The following is a 19,858-nucleotide window of genomic DNA, read 5'->3' as shown; positions in this document are numbered from 1 at the left end:
AGAAGCGGCATTCTTTTTTCGCGCTTAGCCTTCACCCAACTGCGGCCCGGAATACGACGACCACGAGAGCCGTTATGCCGGGCGCGGAACCAGCCAGCCTGCGAGCTGAGGGCAATGGGATGGAGACCGACAGCCAAGCCCCTTGCCCGTTTTTCGGCGACGCTGTCAGCTCGGTTCAAGGACGCCTATATGGCTGGCGTGATCGAACTCGATCAGTTCGGCGCGGACGACGCGCCGCAGAAAGCCGAGAAGGTGGTGCTCGCCACCAAGCTGATCCGTTGGGTGGTTGATCGCGCGATCGTGTCGCCAGCCGACGAAAAGCCGAAATCGCCTTTCGAACGAAGGGCGATGAAGGTCGAGATCGTCGATGGACTGGATGCTCTGTTGAGCACGGCGACTGATCGCCTCATCACCACTCCCGTCAGGGAGGGTTGTGGTAGCGGAGGAGGGACTCGAACCCCCGACACGCGGATTATGATGACTTACACCGCACTCAAGCGTTGCGACTAATCACCTGAATTAGATGATTTTCTTTACCTAAATCAATTATCGAAAGTCGTCAATGACACAAATCTAGACACAGAGGTCCCAAGTATTGTTTGCACCTCTCATTACATTCTCTCCTCCTACCGATGTGAGCATCGGTTAACGCATATTCAAAAACGCTTAAAATAGGTCTTGGTATGTATCTGATGGTTGCCACCCTCATCGCAAAGCAGAAGATCGAATTTCTCGAGAGCACCGTCATCAGCACCTTCTACACTACGTTCGGGGCTAAAGTCTTTGTTCGCGATACGCCTTCGAACGAAAGTATAACATGATGGCACCTGAACGGTGAGGGGTAGGGCTTGCCATGTGGCACTGCCCGAACGTGGTCCGAGTAGCGCTCCATACGTTCGACATGATGTACAGATGGCTCGAGCGAGCAGGCAAGGCGCCCTGACAGAGTGGTAAACACATCTGCGGCATTGCCGGTCAGTAAATATCCAACCATCGCTCCGGATGCAGAAAAAGGAGCATAGCGGCAAGTCAAATACTGTTCGTTTACATCATGGACATAGGCGGCCACAGCTCTCGGTGTTTCCAGAACCTTTGCTTCTAATGGCCACATCACCCGGGGGTCTGCGCGGAAAACGAACGCGATGTCGTATTGAGGCGGCTGTGCTGGTGCGGGCAGTTTGGTTTCACGCTCATATGGCCCGTGTTGGACTGTGAAGGGTTCATCCCCTGACATGCTTTCCTGAATACAGCTTTCCAGCCGCTCGGTGATGCTGCGTTCAAGGTCACCGCCATCGAAGACCAGGCGCGTTTGTTCAAGCAGGTCGGAGCCTTCCCAGACCCGCCTCAACATTGTTCCTTCGCTGTTTTGCAACCACCGTGCAGCGCCAGTGACGAAAGCAGCATCAGCGGCAGGCTGAGTGCGGTTCCATGCAGGCAACTGTATCACAGGGCCCCAGGCCTTTCTGCCCCTCCCAACATGGAGAACAGGTCAGACGATACTTCGTCTGCATCGTTGAGTGCCGCAGAGCGCGTCCAATAACGAACCGCATCGGGCTTGAGAATGAAGATCGTCGGCACCTCGGCACTGCCAGCATAGACCCGCGCGACAAGTCCGGCGGCTTGGCGGCTGCCGGATTCCGCTCGGTAACGCTGCGCTGCCTTTTGCATTTCGGCCAGCAGCACCGGCGCGTCTGTCTCGACAAGTTCAGGAACGGGACAGTCCTCGTCCGTCAGCTCAAACGATATCAATCGGAAGGGAAGGGGCTCACTGCTTCTCGGGCAGAAAATCTTCGTCCGAATGCTCTTGTCGGCCCCGAAGCCTGCCTTGATGACTCTTATGAAGTATTCTGCATAGGCGCTGAGAACCGGCTCTTCTGTTCGGTCATTGGTGAACAAGGGGCCGGCCCCTGATCTGGTGGAACGCTGCCCGGGCCGCTCCTTTTTATTTCGGAAGTCCGCGATGTGGATGTCTACCATATCGTCAATCAGGACACGCTCGGCATCCTTCAATGCGAAGGCATCAAAAACCATCGTATCAAAGTCGGCTGGATTCCGGACAACATTGAGCTCACCAGCTTCGCGCGGCAACGGAACCTCCAATAGGTCCGCCTTCGTAGTCTCGGGTCGATAGCTCGCCATACGGCCGCTTGTCAGTTGCAAGAAATACGTTGCCAGTTTGCTGTTGTAAGTGAGACATGCGGCAGACAAAACATCTTGCTCGCCTGTGACGGTGACATAGCTCTGAGAGCATAGAATGCCGCTGTCCTCCGAAGAGCGCACAAGGCGGGCTTGGAAACGGCTGGTCTCTATCTGCCAACCCTGCTTGATGAGTAGCTGCGGTGATGAAAAGGCAGAGAAGTCAGTCGATGCTCTCCCATCGGCTCTCAAAATTCCGCCCTCCTCGCTCTCTCTAACAAACGGAACCCTGCGTGCATCGAGGTAAACCGGAGAGTCGAGAGGGAAGCTGCCAGCGCTAAACATTCGGCGATCACTAAAATTATCAAATACTTTCATGCGATTACCGAAGATAACGCCCTCACGAGAACTGGCGCGACGCTGCGCGATATGCGTGGCGAGGGTGGGCCATCGACGCAATTTGCGCAGAAGCTCGAGGTCGCGTGGTGTGCCCCACATGAGAGCTGTCCATACCAATGGCTCAGAAGCCGCAACTTCCGCGCTAATCCACCGATAATCCCCCGGCGCTACGGGGACCGATAGTTCCTGCACGGTTTCTGGCGGAGCCTTGGGGCTCACATAAGCGATACTGGCCTCCAGCGCGGGCGCTTGAGACCTCAGCACCACGATACACGAGGGCGACACCGACACTTTGCGCGTGTGACCCTTGCGCGCGAACGTCTGGAAACGCAGCGCCGAAAGATTGAAGACCGCCTCGACGCTGTGCGACGAAAACAGCTTCTGGCGAAACTCCTTTGCAGGCTTGCCAAGGTTGAAGAGGAGCGAAGCCGCAGACTGTATCAGCGCCAATCTTCCAGTGGGCTTCAGAAGCAGCGCCCCTTTGGCAAGAAACAGGCAGCCGATGTCCTTGTTCGCGACCGACCACGGGTGGTCTTCGTTCTCGCTCCACGCCAGAGCGTGATCCGTCAGCAAGTTTTTTCCCCAAGGAGCATTGCCGATGATGAGGTCGTACGCCTCCTCAAACATGTCGGTGTTTTGCGTGAGTGTTGTGAAACCCGGCCGCTCTTCGAAGAAGTCAGAACAGATCAGCCTCACGCCCCGCATTGCCGGGAAGTGAATCTCAGTCCAATAGCGGCGCGGCTCGATCTCGTCACACATAGCCAAGTAGAGGCTGAAGCAGGCGACCCTGACTGCATGGGGGTCCTTGTCCACTCCGAGCAAATTCTCTGTCAGCAACCGCCGCATGAGGTCGGCTGAAATGGCAGCGCGAGGATGGGCCCGCTTCCAGCGGTGTACAAGGCGCTGAAATGCTTTGACGAGAAAAATGCCCGAGCCGCACGCAGGATCGAGAATGCGCAAGTCCCAGGCATCGCCGCTCCACGGAAGAACCTGATCGAGTACGAAATCGACAAGGTATGACGGTGTGTAGAATATACCCTGTTCCGAGGCACGTTCCGTCACGAAGGTTTCGTAGATACTGCTGATAAATTCGAGTGGGATCACATCGAAGGCATAGAGCGGCCAAAGGCATCGCTGCCCCGACACCAGTACCATATCACCGCGCAGAAAGTTGGCGAGCAATTGAAGATGGTTGGAAGAAACCCGGGCGCGCTCGGTTTCCCATCCCGCTGCGCGTTGCTCTGCGGTCGCGCCCTTGCCGGGAAACAGGTCGCCATTGAAGCGGAGGTTCAACCAATCAAAAAGGCTATAGGTGTCGTCGTAATTCTCGAGGATCTCTGGCAATGAAGCGTATTCACGCGACATGATCCCCTGCTTGTGCAACTCGGCCAGTTTCGTTGCGTCTAGGGCAGCAGCGCCATCGGCATCTCGCCTGTCGAGCAGAAACTGAACGAAAATCACGCGCGCAAGCAGATCGTGACTGACATCATCGTCTGTCAGGCCGGTCTTGCGCAACTGGTCTCGGATTTCCCCGAGGTTTTGTAACAGCATTTGGTCCGCGCGACCATCGCGACGGAAGCGTGGCGCATACATCGCCAAAAACTGCCCTGAGACGAGGTTCAGCCAATGGAGCGCGCGCGCAGCGCTCGCTTCGAGTGTCCCGGTTGCTGAAACCTGGAGATCAGATGCACCGACAGCATGAACCAGCCTTCGCTCGACGGAGGCATCGTCAACCGGCGCCTCGCAGCAACTCCAAACCCGCACGATATCGGGCTCAACCGTAATGAGCACGGGGCAGTGCGAAAAATTCCAGGCAAGCCGATGCAACTCGGTCAGGAAACCGTCGGCTGCCTTACCACCGATTTCGACGACCAGAGCCATTGGAGCTTCCGTCGCATCGTCACTCGGATTGGCCGCAAGCACTCCGATCCTGCATTCCATGTCCGGTGCGAAACGAGCAAGGGCACTGCCGATCTTGTTTTGAGCCAAGTCTGCAAAAGTGGCAGGGCCTGCGCCCGGAGGAGACAGTACCTCCGGTCTATCGGGCCAGCCAAGTGCGCTGGCCACGCTTTGCAGGTTTAAGGGCTCAGCCAACGTCATCGGCCAAGGTCCAATTGTTCCTGGGGATCGCCTCCAAACCTGCCCGGTTTGGCCCGGCCTCGTGACCGTTTTGCCAATGGCACTGCTCTGGCGAGCGCGGCTTCGTTGGGAATTTCATGCTTTTTCAGTTCAGCCAGCAGAGCAGCGATAAGGCCAAGGTGCGTGGGCACCTCGCCATGGCTTGCGTAATTGGAGATGGAATTGGGGCGCATACCTACGAGCCCCGCAAATGCGCGGATCGTCAGGGCAGCCTTGTCAAGTTCCGCGATAAAATCGGTGTATGTCACGACCGCCTCCCCGGAACACACAAATTTCTGTGTAGATGCACATTAAATGCTGTGTTGTAAAGTGGTGCGATCTTTCAGCTTGAAGGCAAGGTGACACAGGGCAAGATCGAGCGCTGGCATCAGACCTTGAAAAATCGCATCCTGCTGGAAAATTACTTCCTGCCCGGTGACCTCGAAAACCAGATCGAAGCTTTTATCGAGCACTACAACCACCAGCGCTGTCATGAGAGCCTGAATAACGTGACGCCTGCTGATACCTAATTCGGCAGGGCTTCAGCTAACTTCGCCGACCATGCGTCTGTTCGCGCTCGCGCCTCGAACGGCGTGTTTGGCGGCGTACGACGCCCCGATTTCTACCAGAGCGCTCGAGTATCGATCCATCTGCGCACCTCCGCGATTTTAAACCTTGGGCGAGGCACGCACCCACGCGAAAGATCATATTCTATTGGAAAGCCCGAGGGCCGGACGCGGCGAAACCGGTCCAACGTTCTCCGCGAAACGCCCGCAAGAGCAGCAAATTCATCTGCGGTTATCAATGGTTCCATTGGTATATCCCGACCAGATTTTCCCATGTCATGTCCTCCCGCGTCGCGAGAAACCCTTGTCACTTTCAAGAAACGCCGTGAGCATCGCAGGAAGAAGATCGACCACAGCGTCCTCCTGCCCATAGGCCTCAGCATAGGCCGCCGCATAATCCAGCAACCGCCGATGAAGATCAGGCATGATGCTAATCGTCAGCTTCACAGGCGTGCGATCAGGTAGTTTGCCAAGTTTGAGATCGACCATGATTACCTCCCTTCCCGGCCCCAAGGGCGCATGACGATGTCCTTGTGCACCACCACGCGCAGCGGCCAACCCGGCCGAACGGTGATGGTGGGTTGAATATTGAGCGCCTGACGCACGATCTGATCGCCCGCCCGCGAGGCGCTTTGCTGGGTGGACTGGCGGATGGCACGCAGCAGATCGCTCTCGTCATTGCCGAAGCTCAGCTGGGTTCCAACGCCCAGCAGGCTGGAGAGCACCACACCCTTGATAAGCTGCCAGCTATGCAGATCGACTTTGTCGGCAAGGCCCGCATAGCCCGCCGTGTCCGTGGCTGGCACATTGTCGATCTTGACCGAAGAACCATCGGGCAGGATGATCCGCTGCCACACCAGCAAGGCCCGCTTCTGCCCATAGGCCACGACGCTGTCATAGCTGCCGATCAGCCGCGCACCTTGCGGCAGAAGCAGATAGCGCCCGGTGGCCGTATCATAGACATTCTGGGTGACCTGCGCGCTCACCAGCCCCGGCAGATCAGAATTGACGCCGGTGATCAGACTGGCGGCGATCACCGTGCCCGCCATCAGCGTATAGGGTGATGGCAGTGCCACCACCGCATGCGGATTGAGATCGCTCTTGTCATTGGTGGCTGCGACAAAATCGGCCTTGCGCTGCTGCTGCCCGGGGTCGTGTTCGGGATCGAGCACCATACGCCCGGGCCGAGCATCCTGCGCGGCGTCGCCAGCCCCGGCGACTGATACGGGCATGGCAGCAGGGATTCCTGTCCCCTGCCCTGCCTGCGTGCCGCCCGCCATCTGCATCATGACACCGGATTCCCGCGCGGCCCTCACCTCCTCACCGCGACGCTGACGCTCGGCAGCCAAAGCCTGATCCCTCTGCGAGGGCGAGGGCGCGCCCGCCACCGAAACCGCGACTGCCGCCCGCTGCTGATCCAGGATCGGCTTGCCCAGATCGCCCGGCAATGGCGGCCCAAGCTTCGGCACTTCCCCATAGGTTTTGGGCGCATTGGCCAGCAATTCACCGCTCGGCCTGGGCGCGCTCGCCGGACTCGTATTATCATCGCCCCCGACGATCATATGCGGCATGCTCGGCTGCAACCCGATCCAGGCCACCGCGCCGATGCCGATCATCGCGACCGCAGCGATACCGATGATCAGTTCCTTCCTGAAACGCACCACACCGCGTGGCCGCCCGCGCAGAACCAGACTTTCCGGATCGAGCTTGCGCGGTGCTTCGGCCTGAGACGTCTCCTGAACCGCTTCGGCCTGCGGCTCGCCGTTTGGCGTCTCGCTCATGACACCCTCCCGCCACCGTGGCGCCCTGCCTCGGGCGCACCGCGCGTGATCCGCACCACTGCCTGCTGCTTGCCGCCCAGCCGCAATTCGGCGGCGCCAAACAGCCGGTCCACGACATAGAAGCGGCCCATCATCCGGTAATTGACAAGTTCGGCCTCGCCCTTCTCGCCGATCACGAAGAGCGGCGGCGCCTCACCCGTACCGATGCCGGCCGGAAATTCGATAAAGGTCTGCCGCCCATCGTCAAAGGCACGCAAGGGACGCCATGCTGGCGCATCGCCGGTCATCACATAGGCAAAACTCAGGCGCTGAATATCCAGCCCCGTCGCCACCGGCGCGATGGCCTTATCCTCGGCCTCCTTGCGCCTGATCGCCAGCAATTCATCGGCAGGATAGGTCCAGGACAGACCCGCCATCGCCGTGCCCGGCGTGCTGGTGAGTTGCAGATGATAGGTCCGCCGATCGGTCGCGATGACAAGATTGGTCGCCAGCCCCGCCGAGAAGGGTTTGACAAGAATATGAACCCGTTTGCCCTCACCTGCTCCGCTGCTGGTATCCCCAACGGTCCAGCGCGCCGTATCGCCCGCCGCGATCGAGGTGATGGTCTCGCCCGGTTGCAGGATGATGTCGCTCACCCGGCCCGGGGATGTGAGCAGATGATAGAGCACACCATCGCTCCAGGCATAGACCTGCAGGGCATTCATGAAGCCCTGAACCTGCGGTTCCTGCATCGCATTCTGGTTCGCGGCCTGCACCCGCCATTCGGCAGGCGTGAGACGTGGCTTCGCGCGGCGATGAGGCCGGGTGATAGTAGGCTTGGCGGGCATGGCTGGCGCAGCCAATGGAGCAGGTGCGGCTTTAGTAGCCGCTGGCTTGAGAGCAGGCTTTGGAGCCCCTGTCGCCTGCGTCGCCGCGGTGGCCGCCTGCGTTGGAGTGGGCTTTGGCGGAGCAGCGGGATTAGGAGAGGCCGCCATGGCCGCAGCGGCACCGGCAAGCAGGCTTGCCACAAGGAACAAGGTCTTCATGGACGGTTCTCCGTTTGAGAGGGCGTGGTGGCCGGGGTGGTCGCATCGGGCTGCGCGGTCGGGGCCGGGAAGCGAGGATTGGCAGCAGGCGCGGCAGGATTGCCGGGGGCCGGACGATCCGCCGCGCTGTCGAGTTCGCGGCTCCAGTCGATGGCATCGACATAGAGGCCGAGCGGGTTCTTGCGCAGAATGTCGGCCTGCTTGGGGGGTTTGAGCGCCACTGAAACCATCGCGGTCCAGCGCGTGCTGCCCACAAGGCTGCCGCGCTCATAGGTGGTTTCGGTCCATTTGACCTGAAACGAGCGATCCGAGGCCCTAACCACGCTGGTCACCTCGACCGATACGGTCTTCTCGCCCGCCCTGGCGAAGGGATCATCGGCGCGGGCATAGTCGCCAAGGAACAGCGCGCCGCGCGGCGAGACAAAATCATAGGCCTGAAGCCAGTCGCCCCGCATCAGCACCGGATCGAGCGAGCGCGAACGGACATCCTTGATGAAGCGGGCAAGGAACCATGCGATCTGCGGATCACTGGGCTGATAGGCGCTCTGCGCCAGCGTAACCGCGCGCGCCTCGCCCAGGCGATCGACCTCGACCACATAGGGCACGACCCGGCTTTGCAGCGATTGCCAGACCAGTGCTATGGCAAGGCCGCCGGCCAAAGTCAGCGTGCCAAAGGCCATAAGGCGCCAGTTGGCCGCCTGCACGCGGGCATTGCCGATCCGCTCATCCCAGAGCTGGCCGGCCTTGTGATAGGGAGTTTCGGCTTGCGGTGTCTGTCCGTAACGCTGGACCGCGCGTTTGAACGGCATCATGTCAGTCCTCCTTTTCCTTGATGTCGGGATGGGCGCCCGCACCGCCGCGGTCGCCCGATTGCAGCGCATGGGTGATCATCTGCCGGCGATGACGAGCGTTCTGGCGGGATTGCAGCTTGCGCGCCCAAACGGGCGTGGCATCATTGTTGCCCTGGGCAGCGGCGTCGCCCGGCACGCCGCCGGATTGGCCTTGAGCAGGGGTGACCGAAGGGCCTGATGCAGCCTCGCCGTCCCTATTGGTGCCCGAGGCGCCCTCGCCCTGCCCCGTAGCCCCTCCGGCCATCCTGCTGCGCGCGGCATTGTAGATGCCGCGCAGCCCGGCGCCGACGGTGCCGGCACCCGTTTCCTGCTGGCCGGTGCGGTAGGCTGAGGCGGTGGCCGACCCCATCGACGTGCCCGCGCGGACCGCGCCCAGACCAGCTCCCGCCAGCCCCCGCGCCGCGCCGATACCGGTACCTGCGGTCGCAGCAAGGCCACCCGCCGCCAGCGCGCCGGTGGCCATCGCCGATCCGGCGCCAAGCTGCGGCGCCCCGGCGACGAGACCGCTCGCAATGGTGGGACCGAAGATGCCAAGGCCCAGCAAAGCAAGGCTGGCGAGCACAAGGCTCATCGCCTGCGCTATATCGGGCTCCTGCCCCTGAAGCGCATTGGTGAACTGCCCGAAATAGGTCGAGCCGATGCCGACGATGACGGCGAGCACCATAACCTTGATCCCCGAGGTGACCACATTGCCCAGCACGCGCTCGGCGAGGAAATTGGTGCGGTTCCACAGGGCAAAGGGCACAAGGATGAAACCCGCCAGCCCTGTGAGTTTGAATTCGAGGATGGTGATGAAGAGCTGCACCGCCAGAATGAAGAAGGCGAGGATCACGATGGCCCAGGCGATCAGCAGCACGACGATGGTCAGGAAATTGTCGAAGAAGCTGGTGAAGCCCAGCATCTCGCTGGCCTGATTGAGCAAAGGCCAGGCCGCCGAGAAACCGGTGCCCGCCAGCTTGCCGGGCTTGAGCAGGTCGCTCGCTGCCATGGTGCCGCCCCCGGCGGTGATCCCGGCCTGAGCAAAGCTCTTGAAGATGATGGTCGAGAGCGCGGAGAAGTGGCCGATAATATAGGCAAAGGCGCCGACATAGAGGATCTTGCGCAGGAAGCGCGCGAGCACATCATCCTCACCGCCCAGCGCCCAGAACAGCCCGGCCAGCGTAACATCGATACCGATCAGCACCGTGCTCAGCGCATGGACATCTCCGCCCAGCAGACCAAAGCCGCTGTCGAGATAGGTCGAGAAGCCGCTCAGAAAATCGTCGATGATGTTGAGATTGTTCATGGCGCTTATGTCCTGATTTGTCCTGATGTGTCCTGACGGGAGGGAGAAGCGTGGCTGGCAAAGAGGCCGCGGGGTCCGGGGAGCATCGGGAACAGACCCCGCGACAAGGCGGACGGTGGGGGGAGGCTAAGCCCGCCGCCCTGCGGTCGGCCTCTTTGGGGCCGACTTCATAGATGCTGCCCTCATGGCGTGTAGGCTGTGCCGGATCCGAGGAATTTGGCGGTCGCGCCCTGCGCATCGGATTGCGACTGGGTGCGATTGGCCCGGTCGATGGCCTCGGCACGGAACTGCGCGGCCATCATCGCCTGGAGCTGGAGCTGCTGTTTGGCGATGAGCGCGAGCAGTTGGTTGGTCGCCTGCGTTGCTTGCAAGGCGCCCTGCGCGCTCTGGCTGCGGCTCGAAAGGGCCGAGAGATTGACCGTGTCTGAAGCGATGTTCTCGGTGATCTGCGCCTGCACGGTCATCGTCTGCTGGAAGGCCGCCATCGAGCTGCTGAGCCGGGCGCGCGCCGCCGTCACCTGCTGGCTGTTGGTCAGGGCCTGATTGAAACTTGTTGGGAACATCGCCTTGAACTGACTGTCGAGGTTGGCGACCCTGAACTCGATGCTCTGGGCCTGCGCCATCAGCTGGTTCACCTGAGTCAGGGTCTGGCCAATGGCCGAGAGCTCGGGGAAAGAGACGGTCGAGAGGTTTTTGGCCTGATTGATCAGGCTCTGCGCCTGATTTTGCAGCATGGTGATCTGGTTGTTGATCTGCTGAAGCGTGCGCGCAGCGGTCAGGATGTTCTGGCTGTAATTGCTGGGGTCAAAGACCGTCCATTGCGCCTGAACCGGCCGGGTCATCAGCATAGCGGCGCTCGCCAGCATGGTGGTCGCGGTGATGAGCCAGGGTTTGAGGCGGGGTTTGAGGTAGCTCCTGAAGTGGAGTTTGACGCGAGGCCGGGGCGAAACAGAAGACATGGGACTTCTCCTTTGCGTTGGTGCGTGTTGGGGAATGATGGTCAGGAGGCGGCGTGCTCCTTGAGCAGGTCAGCGGCCCAGGGCAGGCCCCGTTCGGCCAGAAAACGGGCGGCAAAGTCGGATCGGGGATGCTCGGCCAGCAGGCGATCGATCAGCCGCTGGGTGACGGGATCGGCGGAACCGACCAGCGCCAGCGCAACCGGCCCCAGCCCCAGTTCGAACAGGCGATTGCCGCGCGAGGATTGCAGGTAATAATGCCGTTTGGGCGTGGCCCGGCTGATCAGCTCGATCTGGCGGCTGTTAAGACCGAAGCGTTCGTAGCTGGCCCGGCTCTGCGGCTCGATGGCGCGGTCATTAGGCAGCAGGATGCGCTGAGGACAGCTTTCGATGATGGCAGGCGCGATGGTGCTTTGCGCGATATCGGCCAGGCTCTGGGTCGCAAAGATGACTGAGACATTCTTTTTGCGCAGCACCTTGAGCCATTCGCGGATCCGCGCGGCAAACAGCGGGTGGTCGAGAAAGACCCATGCCTCATCGAGGATCAGCAGCGTCGGCCGCCCGGTGAAACGGGCCTCGAGCCGGTGGAAGAGATAGGTCAGCACCGGCGCGATGGCGCCTGCCTGCCCCATCAGCGCCTCGGTCTCGAAACATTGCAGATCGCTGAGCGCGAGATCGTCGCGCGCGGCATCGAGCAGGCCGCCGAAAGGCCCCTCCAGCGTATAGGGCGAGAGGGCCGAACGCAGCATGGATGACTGGAGCAACATGGTAAGCCCGGTCATGGTGCGCTCGGATGCAGGCGCGCCGGCAAGGCTGGTGAGCGCCGACCAGACCATGTCCTTGATCTCGGGCGTCACCAGCACTTTCTCGTGAGCCAGCAGCGCGCCGATCCATTGCGCCGCCCATACCCGTTCGTCCGAACGGGTGATATGGCGCAGCGGCTGGAAGGCGATGGTGCCCTCCCCGCTTTCGTTGCTCTCATCGACAACGCCCAGCCCCAGCGCATGATGCGATCCGCCGCAGGCCAGCACGGCGGCGCGCGCGGACAGGCCCTTGTCGAACATATAGATCTGACTGTCGGGATAGCGGCGGAATTGCAGGGCGATGAGGCCGAGCAGCACCGATTTGCCCGCCCCGCTCGGTCCGGCAATCATCATATGGCCCAGATCGCCGACATGGGTGGACAGGCGGAACGGCGTCGATCCGCTGGTGCGGGCCTGCAGCAAAGGTGGCCCCGCCAGATGTTCATTGCGCGCCGGTCCTGCCCAGACTGAGGAAAGCGGCATCAGATGAGCAAGGTTGAGCGTATGGACCAACGGCTGCCGGACATTGGCATAGACCTGTCCCGGCAGGCTGGAGAGCCACGCCTCGACGGCATTCATGCCCTCGCGGATGCAGGTAAAGCCCAGACCGTTGACGATGCGTTCGACCGTGCGGAGCTTGTCCTCGACGCGTTTGCGGTCACTGTCCATCACGGTGATCGTGGTGGTGAGATAGCCGAAGGCGACATGATCGCCGCCCAGCGCCTGAAGCGCGAGATCGGCATCGACCATCTTGTTGTCAGCGTCGCTGTCCATCAATTGCGCGGGCTGGTTGTACATCACCTCGCGCAGCATGGCGGTGACCGACTTGCGCTTGTTGAACCATTGTCGCCGCAGCTTTGTCAGCGCCTTGGTCGCCTCGGTCTTGTCGAGGGCGATAAAGCGGGTGACCCAGCGATAGGCAAAGTCCTGGTGGTTGAGCGCATCGAGCATGCCAGGCTGGCTGCTGCCGGGAAAACCGAGGATGGTGACCACGCGCAGATGCGTCTCGCCCAGCATTGGTTCGAGCCCGCCGGTGAGCGGCGTATCGGCGAGCAATCCGTCGAGATAGATCGGCACTTCGGGGACCGCGACCAGGTGCTGCCGGGGCGATATCGTGCCATGGAGATAGGTCAGCGTCTCGGCATCATCGAGCGCGGCAATCTCGGGCATAAAGCCGGCCAGCAGATCGAGCACGCGCGACACTTCGGCCTCGAACCGGGCAAGGCCCTGGCGCCAGTCACGCCCGGCACTCTCCTCGGGGCGTTCGAGCAGCACCTGCCCTGCCCGGTCGATCTGATCGGGCGCAGGCAGGAAGGTCAGGGTCAGATAGGTCCGGCTCTCGAAATGGCTGCCTTCAGCCTCGAAACCGGCACGCCTTTCCTCATCGACCAGCCATGAGGCGGCATCGGGGAAGCTGCCCTGCGGATAGGACAGGGCCTCGCGGCGCTGCGCCTCGATATGAAGCGCCCAGCCCGAGCCGAAGCGGCGCAGCACATTGTTGGCCCGTGCCGAGATCGAGACCAGTTCGGCCGGTGTTGCTGATTCCAGATCCGGCCCGCGAAAGCGCAGGGTCTTCTGGAAGCTGCCATCCTTGTTGAGCAACACCCCCGGCGCGACCAGCGCGGCCCACGGCAGGTGATCGGCGAGCCGGTCAGCCCGGCTGCGATATTCGCGCAGATTCAGCATGAGAAATATCCTCGCTGGCGAAGGTGGCGCATCAGCACGGCGGCAAAATCGGGATCGTGCCGCGCGGCAAAGACCGCGAGCGTGTGGCCCAGAGCCCATGCGACCAGTCCCGCGATCCATTGCTGGAGGCCGAGGCCCAGCGCGGCAGCCAGCGTCCCATTGACGATGGCCAGCCCGCGCGGAGCCCCGCCCAGCAATATAGGCTGCGTCAGCGACCGATGGATCGGCGCCTCGAACCCTTCGGGATGGGTGTCGGCATCGCTCACCCGACCAGCGCTCCGCCGCCGAAGCTGAAGAAGGAGAGGAAGAAGCTGGAAGCGGCAAAGGCAATGGACAGGCCAAAGACGATCTGGATCAACCGCCGGAAACCGCCCGCCGTCTCGCCAAAGGCCAGCGTCAGACCGGTGGTGATGATGATCATCACTGCGATGATCTTGGCGACCGGGCCCTGCACGGATTCGAGAATATTGTTGAGCGGGGTCTCCCAGGGCATGCCGGTGCCCGAGGCCAGAGCGGGATCGGCGAGCAGCAGCGAGACAGCAAGCGCCGCGCCGGGCAGGAAGGCAGCGCGCAGGTTGAAGGCATGCGATGAGGTCATGACTTATCTCCTTGGTTTGGGATGGCAGGCTGGGGTGGAAGGTCTCGCGCGAGTGCGGCGAGGTCGTAGGCGCCGTCGGGCCGCAGCCCATGGACGCGCAGGACGGTTTCGACGCGGCGAGCATGGCCGCGCCCTGAAATGAAGATGATGAGGTCGATCGCCTCGGCAATGAGCGCGCGCGGCACCGTGGCGACGCTTTCCTGCACCAGTTGCTCGATGCGGTTGAGCGCCGATGCCGCGCTATTGGCATGGACCGTGGCGATGCCGCCGGGGTGCCCGGTGTTCCAGGCCTTGAGCATATCGAGCGCTTCGGCGCCCCTGATCTCGCCCACGATGATCCGGTCGGGGCGCAGGCGCAGCGTCGAGCGCACCAGATCGGCCATCGTGACATGACCCGCGCGGGTGCGCAGCGCGACCGTGTCGGCGGCTGCGCATTGCAGCTCGCGCGTGTCCTCAATGAGGATCACCCGTTCCTCAAGATGGGCCATCTCGGCGAGCAACGCATTGACAAGCGTGGTCTTGCCCGAACTCGTTCCGCCCACGACCAGGATGTTGCGGCGCTCGGCCACGGCATGGGCCATTGTCCGGGCCATGGCCTCATCCATGATGCCGTCGCGGGCATAGTCGGCGAGGCGATGGATCCTTGCCGCCGGTTTGCGGATTGCAAAGCAGGGCGCCTGCGTCACCGGAGGGAGCAGGCCTTCAAAGCGCTCGCCCGCGCCTTCGCCATGGGGCGGCAGTTCGGCCGAGACGATGGGGGCGTCGGCATGGACTTCACCGCGCGCGTGGCTGCCGACCAGGCGGATGATACGTTCAGTTTGACCCGGATCGCACAGGATGCCGGTATCGACGCGCCCCTGCCCCAGCCGGTCGAGCCAGAGGCGGCCATCGGGGTTGACCATGATCTCGACCACCAGAGGATCGGTCAGAGCATCGGCGATGGCGGGGCCCATCGCGCTGCGCAGCATGGCGCGGCGGCGCCGGGCGGCGATATCGGTGACGGTGCCAGTGGCATGATCAATGCCTGCGCCGGTCATGACCGTTTGTCCTCACAGCGGTCGCCGTCTTTGGCGTTAGGTGCGAGTGTGCGGGCATTGCCGGCCATTTGCCGCCCGACCTGCGCTACGAAGGCCTCGAAGCGGTCGCGGCCAACCGCCCTGCCCGCGATATCGGCTTCCGGCAGGGGTGCTGTCACGGTCAATTGGTAGCGGATGAAAAGTGCAAGGCTTTCAAGAAGCACATCAATGTCACGCCGGGCGCCCGCAATCTCGCGCGACATGCGGTCGAGCCGGGGCTTGAGAAGGTCATCAATCTCACGCGTCGCCTTGCGGGCCAGCCAGTCACGCAGCGCGTCATTGACCAGACGGCTCATATTGCCGCCGGGACCAGCCGCGATTGCCTTCATCGCCTCGCTGACCTCCCGGTCGAAATAGAGGTTGTGGCGGATGTTGAGGGGGCGCTTCACAGCCCGAGAACCTGCGTATGAGGGTTGCTCTCATCGAAGCCATAGCTACGGGAAGCCGTCAGGCTCTGGGCCTGATCCATCGCCTGCTTGTCGGCCGGAGCATTTTCATCATCCGTCTGAAGCTCGGCCTCACGAGGATCGGCAGCGGCAGACTCACGCACGGGCTGCTGAGGCAGGCCAGGTTGCTGAGCCTGCTCAACACCGCCATCTTCGCCAGTGCTTTCTTCTTCCTCAACCGGGTGAAGGCGAACATCCGTGCCCCGGATCTGGCCAGCCCAATCATTCGCCCGAAGAGGCGGGCGGTCCACATACAGCCCCGGCTTCTGTTCAGGCGCCGCCAAGAGCCGTTCGGTGAAATTGGGATCAAGGAAGTAGCGGAGCTTGGTCGCCCGGATCGGTGCCAGACCGGAAATCAGGACCAGTTCGTCGCGCTGCGGAAGCTGCATCACCTCGCCCGGCGTCAAAAGCTGGCGGGCGGTTTCCTGACGGCTGACCATGACATGAGCCAGCCAGGGCGCGAGCCGGTGACCGGCGTAATTGCGCATGGCGCGCTGCTCGGTCGCCGTACCCAATGCATCGGACAGTCGCTTTGCGGTGCGTTCGTCATTGGTGGCAAAGGCGACCCGGACATGGCAATTGTCGAGGATAGCGTTGTGCTCGCCGTAAGCCTTCTCGATCTGGTTGAGGCTCTGAGCAATCAGGAAGGCACGGATGCCATATCCCGCCATGAAAGCGAGACTGGTCTCGAAGAAATCAAGGCGGCCCAGCGCCGGGAACTCGTCGAGCATCATGAGCAGCTTGTGCCTACGCTCTCCTGCCCCCGACTGATCGAGGTTCTCGGTCAGTCGGCGACCGATCTGGTTGAGGATCAGGCGGATCAGCGGCTTGGTGCGGCTGATGTCCGAAGGCGGGATCACCAGATAGACCGACAGCGGCCGGTTGCCCTCGACCAGATCAGCGATCCGCCAGTCGCAGCGAGAAGTGACCTCGGCGATAGTGGGATCGCGGTAGAGGCCGAGGAACGACATGGCAGTCGAAAGAACACCGGAACGCTCATTCGGACTTTTGTTGAGCAACTCGCGCGCTGCAGAGGCAACAACGGGATGGACCTGCGGATTGGCCTCATCGCCCAGATGGTTGGTCGTCATCATCCGACGCAGCGTCGCGACAAAGCTGCGCTGAGGGTCGGAGAGGAAAGTTGCGACGCGAGCGAGCGTCTTCTCCTCTTCGGCATAAAGGACATGGAGGATAGCGCCGACCAGCAGCGAATGGCTGGTCTTCTCCCAATGGTTGCGGCGTTCCAGCGCGCCTTCGGGATCGACCAGGATGTCCGCGATGTTCTGAACATCACGCACCTCGTCAATGCCGCGCCGTACCTCGAGCAGCGGATTGTAATGGGCCGAAGCCATATCGGTCGGGTTGAATTGCAGGCAGTGCGAGAATTGCCCCCGCCATCCGGCCGTTATCGTCCAGTTCTCACCCTTGATGTCATGCACGACCGTCGAGCCGGTCCATGACAGCAGCGTCGGCACGACGAGGCCCACACCTTTGCCCGATCGCGTCGGCGCGAAGGCCATGACATGCTCAGGGCCATCGTGACGGAGATATTGCTCGCCCATCGTGCCCAGCATGATGCCCTGATCGCCGAACAGGCCTGCCCGCCGAATATCGCGGCGACTTGCCCAACGGGCCGAACCATAGGTGGTGACCTTATTGGACTGGCGAGCGCGCCAGAGCGATCCGAAGACGGCGGTCAGGAAGCCGAGAAATCCGCTGGTGCCTGCCAGCATGCCCGCCCTGGCGAAAACATGCGGCGCATAGGCATCGAAATGATACCACCAGTCGAACAGAGCCCATGGGTAATAAACCGGCCAATGCCGCAGCACGAACCATGGCAGGCCCAGTTCCGGCTGATAGGCCAACATGGCAGCCGCCCATTGGGTTGACGCCCAGACGCCCGCGATCACGATCGCGAAGACAATAAGGATCTGGCCGATCAGCAGCTTGGTCGGGGTCATGTGAGCCTCCCGCCCGCCGAAGGGGTTCGGCGGGGACAGGCCTAGACTCCGCGACATTCGCCTGATCGGGAATGGCGCTCTCGGGGTCTCTCGGGGTCGTTCGGGATCAGTTGCGGGCTGAAATTGTCATTCCGGGGCGCATATCAACACCACGCTCAGGATTATCAGATCCCGGCGGTTTCCCTGAGCGTCTCGAGTCTTTCCCGGGAAATGGCTTCGACCACGTCGCGCAATCTGTGGACGCTTGCGGTCAGGGCTTCCAGATCGTCGAGGCCGATCTCGAAGCTTTCCGAATAGCGCGCCTCGACATAGGCCCGCTTGAGCAACTCGAAGCGGCGGCGGTCAATCCGTTGGACTCGGGGCCATGCTTCAATCAGGCGTGGCTCATTGTCTTCGGAAAGCGAGCGCAGGAATTTGATATTGTGAGACCGAGGGAAATAGAGCGTTCGGACAAGGAGAAAACAGGCATAGGCCGTCTCGGCGGCCTGATGCAGATTGAACGCCGCCTTGTTAAGCCAATCTCTGTCGGTTCCTTCGGCCAAAGCCAACTCCGACATCCGAAGCCAATTTTGTACCGATATTAGATTTTTCTGAAGGTACCCAGCAGCCATCTCGTAAGCATCAGCAGGCGTCAGCGGCTTCGGAGTTGCCAGCGAATGGCCGGGAAGATCGTAAAGCTCGATCCCGTCCCGGGCGATATCGACCCAAAAATACTCCCCTCGCCCAAGCGCCTGATTCACTTCCTGCAGGCTGTGAACGATGATGTTGACCGGTCGGCCAATAGCTTGCTCTCGAAGGATCCTGTCCTCGGCGATATACCAATAATCGGCGATATCCGTCAGGTTGGGATGGCTGACGATGATCAGCAGGTCAAAATCGGACTGGTAGCCGTTCTCCGGCTCATCCACCCAATCATTGCGCGCATAGCTGCCGAAAAGAATGATCTTGAGGATGCGTCCGTTTTTGCGCCATGGCTGGCTGCCGCCATCAACGGCCTTCGCAAATTCCTCCATCAGGATTTGCTTTACCAGTTCCAGTTCGGTTTGCTGGATCTGAGGCAGATGATCGACGTCGCTACGCATGCGACAGATTCTTGCTCTAATTCATGCAATTGGCAAGCCCGGCGACACAGATGGGTTCTTTTTATAATCAGCCGACAGTCGTCTTCGCCACCAGTTGGTGGACCACTGCGGAAATATCGCCGACAAACACCGCATTAAGCTTTCCCGACCGTGGCCGCCTGTTTATCAGCCGCTTTTGATGACATTTCCTTCAGACGTCCTTGATCGCGCAGAACAACTCCTGAGCGCCCATCCGGATTTTCGAGTGCTTCGTCGCCTGTGCGCCGTAGATCGATTCTATGCAGAGCCGCCGCAAGGCCAGATGCGCGTTGGCGTTGCCATCGATGTCGAGACAACAGGGCTCGATCAGGAAAGCGATCGTATTATCGAACTTGCGGTTCAACGCTTTCGCTTCGATGCTCTGGGACGCATCACTCAGGTCGGTACGCCGAGAGTGTGGCGCGAAGATCCCGGCATGCCCATCGATCCGCGCATCACGAAACTGACCGGGCTTACGTCAGAAGACCTTGTCGGCAAGACAATCGATGAACTGGCAGCCGTCGATATTCTGGCGTCCGCCGATATCATCATCGCCCATAATGCCGGTTTCGACCGCCCCTTCGTGGATCGCCGCCTGCCCGCTATAGCAGGAAAGCCATGGGCCTGTACGATGGCGGAACTCGACTGGCTGGAGCTTGGTTTTGATGGGCGGGCGCTAAGCCATCTCGTTGCGCAATGCGGTTGGTTCTACGAAGGCCATCGCGCTGAAAATGACATTCTGGCGCTTATCTATCTCCTTGCCCATGCCGCACCGGATGGCGAAACCATCCTTGCCAAGCTTATGGCGGCATCAGAAAAGCCGAGCTATCGCATCAACGCCATTGATGCTCCCTTCGAGGCCAAGGATATTCTCAAGGCCAAGACCTATCGCTGGGACGCAACACTCCGGTTCTGGTGGAGGATCGTCTCGGAAGAAGAACTCGAAGGCGAGCAGGAATGGTTACGGCAGGATGTTTATGCCGGACGGGCTTCCCCGGCGATCTTCCTGCAATCGGCGCGGGAGCGGTATTCCGGAACCTCGTAGTAAAATCCCGTCAAATACAGAAAGGC

The 19,858-nt window shown here is 61.3% G+C and carries 19 protein-coding genes and 1 pseudogene; 4 read left to right on the top strand and 16 right to left on the bottom strand.

Translation table 11 applies throughout. The annotated features are described in order from the left end of the window. Nucleotides 1-189 precede the first annotated feature (189 nt). Complete coding sequence (locus BGP00_RS15710) at nt 190-510, top strand: hypothetical protein (RefSeq protein WP_292690882.1); 321 nt, start codon at nt 190-192, stop codon at nt 508-510. Nucleotides 511-757: 247 nt separating this feature from the next. Here BGP00_RS15710 and BGP00_RS15705 read toward each other — a convergent pair whose 3' ends face one another. The 3 genes from BGP00_RS15705 to BGP00_RS15695 are packed head-to-tail and all read right to left on the bottom strand — an operon-like array spanning nt 758 to nt 4,922. Beyond that, on the bottom strand, nt 758-1,447 hold the full coding sequence (locus BGP00_RS15705) for a hypothetical protein (RefSeq protein ID WP_292690880.1): 690 nt from the start codon (nt 1,445-1,447) through the stop codon (nt 758-760). Beyond that, nucleotides 1,444-4,635 carry an N-6 DNA methylase gene (locus BGP00_RS15700; protein ID WP_292690879.1) on the bottom strand — a complete coding sequence of 1,064 codons (3,192 nt, stop codon included), beginning with the start codon at nt 4,633-4,635 and terminating at the stop codon, nt 1,444-1,446. The genes BGP00_RS15705 and BGP00_RS15700 overlap by 4 nt, the downstream gene beginning before the upstream one ends. Beyond that, nucleotides 4,632-4,922, bottom strand: coding sequence for an XRE family transcriptional regulator (locus BGP00_RS15695; RefSeq protein ID WP_292690878.1), 291 nt, complete (start codon nt 4,920-4,922; stop codon nt 4,632-4,634). The genes BGP00_RS15700 and BGP00_RS15695 overlap by 4 nt, the downstream gene beginning before the upstream one ends. 93 nt (nt 4,923-5,015) lie before the next feature. On the opposite strand from BGP00_RS15695, the pseudogene BGP00_RS15690 reads away from it, so the two are divergent. Then, nucleotides 5,016-5,180 (top strand): annotated as a pseudogene (locus BGP00_RS15690) (integrase core domain-containing protein); the annotation flags it as partial. 315 nt (nt 5,181-5,495) lie between these two features. Here BGP00_RS15690 and BGP00_RS15685 read toward each other — a convergent pair. From BGP00_RS15685 to BGP00_RS15625, 13 genes are all read right to left on the bottom strand, one after another. Further along, nucleotides 5,496-5,708 carry a DUF2274 domain-containing protein gene (locus tag BGP00_RS15685; protein WP_292690876.1) on the bottom strand — a complete coding sequence of 71 codons (213 nt, stop codon included), beginning with the start codon at nt 5,706-5,708 and terminating at the stop codon, nt 5,496-5,498. Between the two features lie 2 nt (nt 5,709-5,710). After that, on the bottom strand, nt 5,711-7,000 hold the full coding sequence (locus BGP00_RS15680) for a TrbI/VirB10 family protein (protein ID WP_292690874.1): 1,290 nt from the start codon (nt 6,998-7,000) through the stop codon (nt 5,711-5,713). Continuing rightward, on the bottom strand, nt 6,997-7,827 hold the full coding sequence (trbG, locus tag BGP00_RS15675; protein ID WP_366522366.1) for a P-type conjugative transfer protein TrbG: 831 nt from the start codon (nt 7,825-7,827) through the stop codon (nt 6,997-6,999). The genes BGP00_RS15680 and trbG overlap by 4 nt, the downstream gene beginning before the upstream one ends. Before the next feature lie 194 nt (nt 7,828-8,021). After that, nucleotides 8,022-8,834 (bottom strand): conjugal transfer protein TrbF, encoded by an 813-nt coding sequence (trbF, locus tag BGP00_RS15670; protein ID WP_292691273.1) that lies wholly within the window; start codon nt 8,832-8,834, stop codon nt 8,022-8,024. Nucleotides 8,835-8,838: 4 nt separating this feature from the next. After that, nucleotides 8,839-10,161 carry a P-type conjugative transfer protein TrbL gene (trbL, locus tag BGP00_RS15665; RefSeq protein ID WP_292690870.1) on the bottom strand — a complete coding sequence of 441 codons (1,323 nt, stop codon included), beginning with the start codon at nt 10,159-10,161 and terminating at the stop codon, nt 8,839-8,841. A gap of 182 nt (nt 10,162-10,343) precedes the next feature. Beyond that, on the bottom strand, nt 10,344-11,120 hold the full coding sequence (trbJ, locus tag BGP00_RS15660) for a P-type conjugative transfer protein TrbJ (RefSeq protein WP_366522365.1): 777 nt from the start codon (nt 11,118-11,120) through the stop codon (nt 10,344-10,346). Nucleotides 11,121-11,161: 41 nt separating this feature from the next. Then, nucleotides 11,162-13,606 (bottom strand): conjugal transfer protein TrbE, encoded by a 2,445-nt coding sequence (trbE, locus tag BGP00_RS15655; protein ID WP_292690868.1) that lies wholly within the window; start codon nt 13,604-13,606, stop codon nt 11,162-11,164. Next, entirely contained in the window at nt 13,600-13,872 is a 273-nt protein-coding gene (locus BGP00_RS15650) for a VirB3 family type IV secretion system protein (protein WP_292690866.1), read from the bottom strand. The genes trbE and BGP00_RS15650 overlap by 7 nt, the downstream gene beginning before the upstream one ends. Beyond that, nucleotides 13,869-14,204: a TrbC/VirB2 family protein gene (locus BGP00_RS15645; protein WP_292690864.1), complete on the bottom strand. Its 336-nt coding sequence runs from the start codon at nt 14,202-14,204 to the stop codon at nt 13,869-13,871. Before BGP00_RS15645 ends, BGP00_RS15650 begins: the two co-directional genes overlap by 4 nt. Then, complete coding sequence (trbB, locus tag BGP00_RS15640) at nt 14,201-15,241, bottom strand: P-type conjugative transfer ATPase TrbB (RefSeq protein ID WP_292690862.1); 1,041 nt, start codon at nt 15,239-15,241, stop codon at nt 14,201-14,203. The genes BGP00_RS15645 and trbB overlap by 4 nt, the downstream gene beginning before the upstream one ends. Continuing rightward, nucleotides 15,238-15,669, bottom strand: coding sequence for a CopG family transcriptional regulator (locus BGP00_RS15635; protein ID WP_292690860.1), 432 nt, complete (start codon nt 15,667-15,669; stop codon nt 15,238-15,240). The genes trbB and BGP00_RS15635 overlap by 4 nt, the downstream gene beginning before the upstream one ends. Further along, nucleotides 15,666-17,687 (bottom strand): conjugal transfer protein TraG, encoded by a 2,022-nt coding sequence (locus tag BGP00_RS15630; RefSeq protein ID WP_292690858.1) that lies wholly within the window; start codon nt 17,685-17,687, stop codon nt 15,666-15,668. The genes BGP00_RS15635 and BGP00_RS15630 overlap by 4 nt, the downstream gene beginning before the upstream one ends. Before the next feature lie 164 nt (nt 17,688-17,851). Beyond that, the gene (locus BGP00_RS15625; RefSeq protein WP_292690856.1) at nt 17,852-18,769 is read right to left on the bottom strand and encodes a HEPN domain-containing protein; all 918 of its coding nucleotides are present in this window, start codon (nt 18,767-18,769) and stop codon (nt 17,852-17,854) included. A 23-nt stretch (nt 18,770-18,792) separates the two neighbouring features. Between BGP00_RS15625 and BGP00_RS15620 the strand changes: the two genes are divergently transcribed. Further along, nucleotides 18,793-18,948 carry a hypothetical protein gene (locus BGP00_RS15620; protein WP_292924382.1) on the top strand — a complete coding sequence of 52 codons (156 nt, stop codon included), beginning with the start codon at nt 18,793-18,795 and terminating at the stop codon, nt 18,946-18,948. Next, nucleotides 18,948-19,832 carry a 3'-5' exonuclease gene (locus BGP00_RS15615; RefSeq protein ID WP_292925768.1) on the top strand — a complete coding sequence of 295 codons (885 nt, stop codon included), beginning with the start codon at nt 18,948-18,950 and terminating at the stop codon, nt 19,830-19,832. Before BGP00_RS15620 ends, BGP00_RS15615 begins: the two co-directional genes overlap by 1 nt. Nucleotides 19,833-19,858: the final 26 nt, after the last annotated feature.

This window comes from Novosphingobium sp. 63-713 (assembly GCF_001898925.1).
GTDB lineage: Bacteria > Pseudomonadota > Alphaproteobacteria > Sphingomonadales > Sphingomonadaceae > Novosphingobium.
This window is presented reverse-complemented; position numbering and strand designations above follow the sequence as displayed.

Coding starts and splice junctions, on each gene's coding strand:
- BGP00_RS15685 (WP_292690876.1), bottom strand. CDS start 5,708: ATGGTCGATCTCAAACTTGGCAAACTACCTGATCGCACGCCTGTGAAG.
- BGP00_RS15645 (WP_292690864.1), bottom strand. CDS start 14,204: ATGACCTCATCGCATGCCTTCAACCTGCGCGCTGCCTTCCTGCCCGGC.
- BGP00_RS15630 (WP_292690858.1), bottom strand. CDS start 17,687: ATGACCCCGACCAAGCTGCTGATCGGCCAGATCCTTATTGTCTTCGCG.
- BGP00_RS15625 (WP_292690856.1), bottom strand. CDS start 18,769: ATGCGTAGCGACGTCGATCATCTGCCTCAGATCCAGCAAACCGAACTG.
- trbE (WP_292690868.1), bottom strand. CDS start 13,606: ATGCTGAATCTGCGCGAATATCGCAGCCGGGCTGACCGGCTCGCCGAT.
- trbL (WP_292690870.1), bottom strand. CDS start 10,161: ATGAACAATCTCAACATCATCGACGATTTTCTGAGCGGCTTCTCGACC.
- trbB (WP_292690862.1), bottom strand. CDS start 15,241: ATGACCGGCGCAGGCATTGATCATGCCACTGGCACCGTCACCGATATC.
- trbF (WP_292691273.1), bottom strand. CDS start 8,834: ATGCCGTTCAAACGCGCGGTCCAGCGTTACGGACAGACACCGCAAGCC.
- trbJ (WP_366522365.1), bottom strand. CDS start 11,120: ATGTCTTCTGTTTCGCCCCGGCCTCGCGTCAAACTCCACTTCAGGAGC.
- BGP00_RS15700 (WP_292690879.1), bottom strand. CDS start 4,635: ATGACGTTGGCTGAGCCCTTAAACCTGCAAAGCGTGGCCAGCGCACTT.
- BGP00_RS15680 (WP_292690874.1), bottom strand. CDS start 7,000: ATGAGCGAGACGCCAAACGGCGAGCCGCAGGCCGAAGCGGTTCAGGAG.
- BGP00_RS15615 (WP_292925768.1), top strand. CDS start 18,948: ATGACATTTCCTTCAGACGTCCTTGATCGCGCAGAACAACTCCTGAGC.
- BGP00_RS15710 (WP_292690882.1), top strand. CDS start 190: ATGGCTGGCGTGATCGAACTCGATCAGTTCGGCGCGGACGACGCGCCG.
- trbG (WP_366522366.1), bottom strand. CDS start 7,827: ATGCCCGCCAAGCCTACTATCACCCGGCCTCATCGCCGCGCGAAGCCA.
- BGP00_RS15620 (WP_292924382.1), top strand. CDS start 18,793: ATGCAATTGGCAAGCCCGGCGACACAGATGGGTTCTTTTTATAATCAG.